This is a genomic window from Corynebacterium sp. PCR 32, from assembly GCF_037464985.1.
Lineage (GTDB): Bacteria > Actinomycetota > Actinomycetes > Mycobacteriales > Mycobacteriaceae > Corynebacterium > Corynebacterium kroppenstedtii_D.
Genome location: NZ_JBAHVL010000009.1, coordinates 1 through 5848 on the forward strand (window position 1 = coordinate 1; position 5848 = coordinate 5848).

Sequence of the window (5848 nt, forward strand, 5' to 3'; positions counted from 1 at the left end):
TTGGTGTGTGTTTTTGTGGTGTGTGCTGGGGGTTTGTGGTGTGTGGGTGGGGTGTGTAGTGTTTTGTCTCGTCGTTGAGGCCGCGGGGTTGTTGTTCTGGTGGTCTTGATGGTTGGTGGGATTCTTTCTCCATTGTTTGTGTCTGCTGGGTGGTGTTTGCGCTTGGTGGTCGGGTGGTGTTAGGGTTTCTGCTTGCTGCGTGACATGCTTTCCTGTTGGTGGGTGTGTTGTGTGTGCGTGTGTTGTGTGAGAACTCGATAGTGTGCCAATGTACTTTTGTGTTGGTCACGGCAGGTGCCACGATTGTGTGGTGGTTGTTGGATCATCATGATTTTTGATCACTGTGGGCATGGTCATCGTTTGTGGTGGTTGTGTTTGTGGTGGACATGCATTCTCCATGTTTTGTGGTGGGTGTGTGGGTTGTGGCTTGTCGCGCCCCGTGTGGCGGGCTGCAATTTTTTGTTTTGGATTCTGATGCAGAATTTTTTGTGTCGGGGTTTGTTTTTTGCTTGGTTTTCAGGCTTTTTGTGCATGTTTTGTATGGAGAGTTTGATCCTGGCTCAGGACGAACGCTGGCGGCGTGCTTAACACATGCAAGTCGAACGGAAAGGCCCCGCTTGCGGGGTACTCGAGTGGCGAACGGGTGAGTAACACGTGGGTGATCTGCCCCTTACTCTGGGATAAGCCTGGGAAACTGGGTCTAATACTGGATAGGACCATGCTGTAGGTGGTGTGGTGGAAAGATTTTTCGGTAGGGGATGAGCTCGCGGCCTATCAGCTTGTTGGTGGGGTAATGGCCTACCAAGGCGTCGACGGGTAGCCGGCCTGAGAGGGTGGACGGCCACATTGGGACTGAGATACGGCCCAGACTCCTACGGGAGGCAGCAGTGGGGAATATTGCACAATGGGCGCAAGCCTGATGCAGCGACGCCGCGTGGGGGATGACGGCCTTCGGGTTGTAAACTCCTTTCAGCCATGACGAAGCCTTTGGGTGACGGTAGTGGTAGAAGAAGCACCGGCTAACTACGTGCCAGCAGCCGCGGTAATACGTAGGGTGCGAGCGTTGTCCGGAATTACTGGGCGTAAAGAGCTCGTAGGTGGTCTGTCGCGTCATTTGTGAAAGCCCGGGGCTTAACTCCGGGTTGGCAGGTGATACGGGCATGACTGGAGTACTGTAGGGGAGACTGGAATTCCTGGTGTAGCGGTGAAATGCGCAGATATCAGGAGGAACACCGGTGGCGAAGGCGGGTCTCTGGGCAGTAACTGACGCTGAGGAGCGAAAGCATGGGTAGCGAACAGGATTAGATACCCTGGTAGTCCATGCCGTAAACGGTGGGCGCTAGGTGTGGGTTTCCTTCCACGGGATCCGTGCCGTAGCTAACGCATTAAGCGCCCCGCCTGGGGAGTACGGCCGCAAGGCTAAAACTCAAAGGAATTGACGGGGGCCCGCACAAGCGGCGGAGCATGTGGATTAATTCGATGCAACGCGAAGAACCTTACCTGGGCTTGACATGCACTGGATGCGGTCAGAGATGATTGTTCCCTTTGTGGCTGGTGTACAGGTGGTGCATGGTTGTCGTCAGCTCGTGTCGTGAGATGTTGGGTTAAGTCCCGCAACGAGCGCAACCCTTGTCTCGTGTTGCCAGCATTTGGTTGGGGACTCGCGGGAGACTGCCGGGGTTAACTCGGAGGAAGGTGGGGATGACGTCAAATCATCATGCCCCTTATGTCCAGGGCTTCACACATGCTACAATGGCTGGTACAGAGAGTTGCGATACCGTGAGGTGGGGCTAATCTCTTAAAGCCAGTCTCAGTTCGGATTGGAGTCTGCAACTCGACTCCATGAAGTCGGAGTCGCTAGTAATCGCAGATCAGCAATGCTGCGGTGAATACGTTCCCGGGCCTTGTACACACCGCCCGTCACGTCATGAAAGTTGGTAACACCCGAAGCCGGTGGCCTAAACTCGTTAGGGAGCCGTCGAAGGTGGGATTGGCGATTGGGACGAAGTCGTAACAAGGTAGCCGTACCGGAAGGTGCGGCTGGATCACCTCCTTTCTAAGGAGTTTTTGTTTGTGTGCATGGTGCGCCGGTGGCGTGGGTGTGCACAGTTTGTTTTTTGTGGGTGGATGGCCTGTTGGGCACGCGTGTGGCGTGCGGCATTACATGATCATGCTGTTGTTGGTGTGGTTGGGGTGGTGTGTGGTTGACACGAGAGCTTTTGGGGTGCGTTGGCGCATTGTTGGGTGTCTGGGATGGCACATGTGTTGTTCCTGGCCTGGCTGGGTGTGGCTGCTTGCTGTGTGTGGGTGGTTGTGTCTGGTGTGGGTGTGTTGTGTGAGAACTGGATAGTGGACGCGAGTAATCTTTCTTTTTTGTAGTTTTGTCTGGTTTTTCTGCAGCATCATTGCGTTGTGTGGTGGTGTTGTGTTGCCTGTTTTGTTGTTTTTGTTTTTATGGGCGCACGGTGGATGCCTGGGCACATTATGCCGATGAAGGACGTGGAAGGCCGCGATAGTCCTCGGGGAGTTGTCAATCGAGCGTTGATCCGAGGGTGTCCGAATGGGGAAACCTGGCCGCAGTTGTGTGCGGTGACCTGCCGGTGAATGTATAGCTGGTGTGGGGGTAACGCGGGGAAGTGAAACATCTTAGTACCTGCAGGAAGAGAAAATAATAATGATTCTGCGAGTAGTGGCGAGCGAAAGTGGATGATGGCTAAACCATGTGCGTGTGATACCTGCTAGGGGTTGCGTGTGTGGGGTTGTGGGGCCGTAGTGTTGGGTGGCTAGTGACGCCCTCCTGTGCGCGTTGTGTTAGCGGAAGTGGTTTGGAATGGCCTGCCGTAGACGGTGAGAGTCCGGTACGTGAAAGCATGATGTGTGTGGGGTGCTGTGGTACCCGAGTAGCAGCGGGCTCGTGGAATCTGCTGTGAATCTGCCGGGACCACCCGGTAAGCCTGAATACGTGATGTGACCGATAGTGGATAGTACCGTGAGGGAATGGTGAAAAGTACCCCGGGAGGGGAGTGAAATAGTTCTTGAAACCGTGTGCCTACAAGCCGTCAGAGCCTTGTGGGGTGATGGCGTGCCTTTTGAAGAATGAGCCTGCGAGTCAGCGGCGCGTCGCGAGGTTAACCCGTGTGGGGTAGTCGTAGGGAAACCGAGTCCTAATGAGGGCGGTTGAGTGGCGTGTCCTGGACCCGAAGCGGGGTGATCTACCCATGGCCAGTGTGAAGCATCGGTAAGACGTTGTGGAGGCGCGAACCCACGTAGGTTGAAAACTGCGGGGATGAGTTGTGGGTAGGGGTGAAAGGCCAATCAAACTCCGTGATAGCTGGTTCTCCCCGAAATGCATTTAGGTGCAGCGTTGCGTGTTTCTTGTTGGAGGTAGAGCTACTGGTTGGTTTAGCGGGACTATCATCTTAGCGACATCAGCCAAACTCCGAATGCTGACAAGGTGAGAGCGTGGCAGTGAGACTGCGGGGGATAAGCTCCGTGGGTCGAGAGGGAAACAGCCCAGATCGCCGGCTAAGGCCCCTAAGTGTGTACTAAGTGGAAAAGGATGTGGGATCGCGAAGACAGCCAGGAGGTTGGCTTAGAAGCAGCCATCCTTGAAAGAGTGCGTAATAGCTCACTGGTCGAGTGGTTGTGCGCCGATAATGTAGTGGGGCTTAAGTGCACCGCCGAAGCCGCGGATGCCGCACATGTGTGTGGTGTGGTAGGGGAGCGTCGTGTTTTCGTTGAAGCTGCTGGGTGACCGGTGGTGGAGGGGATGCGAGTGAGAATGCAGGCATGAGTAGCGAATGACAAGTGAGAATCTTGTCCGCCGGATGACTAAGGGTTCCTGGGTTAAGCTTTTCTTCCCAGGGTGAGTCGGGGCCTAAGGCGAGGCCGTCAGGCGTAGTCGATGGATAACGGGTTGATATTCCCGTACCCGTGCATGCGCGCCCATGGTGAATCAGTGATACTAACCACCCTGAGCCGTTCCTGCCGCCCTTTTTGTGGTGGTGGGGGTTGGTGATGCGTGGGGCCTGAGCTGGTAGTAGTCAAGTGATGGGGTGACGCAGTGTGGTAGCCGAGCCACTTATTGGATTGTGGTGTAAGCGTGTAGCCCGTGTTCTAGGTAAATCCGGGGCACTTTGTGGGTGAGGCGTGATGCGTACCCGTTGTGGGGATGTTGGTGATCCAGTGCTGTCGAGAAAAGCCTCTAGCGATGTGTGTGTGCGGCCCGTACCCTAAACCGACACAGGTAGTCAGGTAGAGAATACTAAGGCGACGGGTGAACTGTGGTTAAGGAATTCGGCAAAATGCCCCCGTAACTTCGGGAGAAGGGGGACCATTGCTGGTGATCCATCTTTGCGTGGTGAGCTGGTGGTGGTCGCAGAGAGTAGAGGGAAGCGACTGTTTACTAAAAACACAGGTCCGTGCGAAGACGTGAAGTCGATGTATACGGACTGACGCCTGCCCGGTGCTGGAAGGTTAAGAGGACCTGTTAGATCTCTTTTGGGGTCGAAGCGGAGAATTTAAGCCCCAGTAAACGGCGGTGGTAACTATAACCATCCTAAGGTAGCGAAATTCCTTGTCGGGTAAGTTCCGACCTGCACGAATGGCGTAACGACTTCTCTGCTGTCTCAACCACAGGCCCGGCGAAATTGCAGTACGAGTAAAGATGCTCGTTACGCGCGGCAGGACGAAAAGACCCCGGGACCTTCACTATAGCTTGGTATTGGTGTTTGGTTCGGTTTGTGTAGGATAGGTGGGAGACTGTGAAGCTGGCACGCTAGTGGTGGTGGAGTCGTTGGTGAAATACCACTCTGATCGTATTGAGCATCTCAACCTCGGCCCATGATCTGGGTTAGGGACAGTGCCTGGTGGGTAGTTTAACTGGGGCGGTTGCCTCCTAAATGGTAACGGAGGCGCCCAAAGGTTCCCTCAGCCTGGTTGGCAATCAGGTGTTGAGTGTAAGTGCATAAGGGAGCTTGACTGTGAGACTGACGGGTCGAGCAGGAACGAAAGTTGGGACTAGTGATCCGGCACTGGCTTGTGGATGCGGTGTCGCTCAACGGATAAAAGGTACCCCGGGGATAACAGGCTGATCTTCCCCAAGAGTTCATATCGACGGGATGGTTTGGCACCTCGATGTCGGCTCGTCGCATCCTGGGGCTGGAGTAGGTCCCAAGGGTTGGGCTGTTCGCCCATTAAAGCGGCACGCGAGCTGGGTTTAGAACGTCGTGAGACAGTTCGGTCTCTATCCGCCGCGCGCGTTGAAACTTGAGAAAGGCTGTCCCTAGTACGAGAGGACCGGGATGGACGTACCTCTGGTGTGCCAGTTGTTCTGCCTTGGGCATGGCTGGTTGGCTACGTACGGGAGGGATAACCGCTGAAAGCATCTAAGCGGGAAGCCTGTTTCGAGATGAGGTTTCTTTTGAGGTTCCCTAGAGATGATGGGGTTGATAGGCCGGATCTGTAAGCATTGTGAGGTGTTGAGGTGACCGGTACTAATTGGCCGATATGAAAACAACATGTGTTGTGAAGAGGGAAGTGTTACTCGCGTCTGCTGTTTGGTGTCTCGCATAGCACGCTTGTGTTGTGGTTGGGTTGTGTGTTGTTCCTTGTGGTTGTGTTGGTGGTTATTGCGGTGGGGTCACGCCCGGTCCCTTTCCGAACCCGGAAGCTAAGCCTGCCTGCGCCGATGGTACTGCACCTGGGAGGGTGTGGGAGAGTAGGTCGCTGCCAACCTTTGTGTGAATTGAATATGTGTGTGGGGTGTGTGGTGTTGTGTGCGCCATGCACCCCCCTTTTTTTTGTGTGTGTGGGTGCCCCGGGGGTGCGGGCGACACCACAGTTACAC

Annotated in this window: 3 rRNA genes; all 3 read left to right on the top strand. The window is 54.9% G+C overall.

The features are described 5' to 3' along the window. Positions 1-537: 537 nt before the first annotated feature. Positions 538-2056 (top strand): 16S ribosomal RNA (locus tag V5S80_RS09300). Between the two features lie 386 nt (positions 2057-2442). Next, positions 2443-5518, top strand: a 23S ribosomal RNA gene (locus tag V5S80_RS09305). Between the two features lie 101 nt (positions 5519-5619). After that, positions 5620-5736, top strand: a 5S ribosomal RNA gene (rrf, locus tag V5S80_RS09310). The 16S, 23S and 5S rRNA genes sit together here, the layout of an rRNA operon. The last annotated feature ends 112 nt before the right edge of the window (positions 5737-5848 follow it).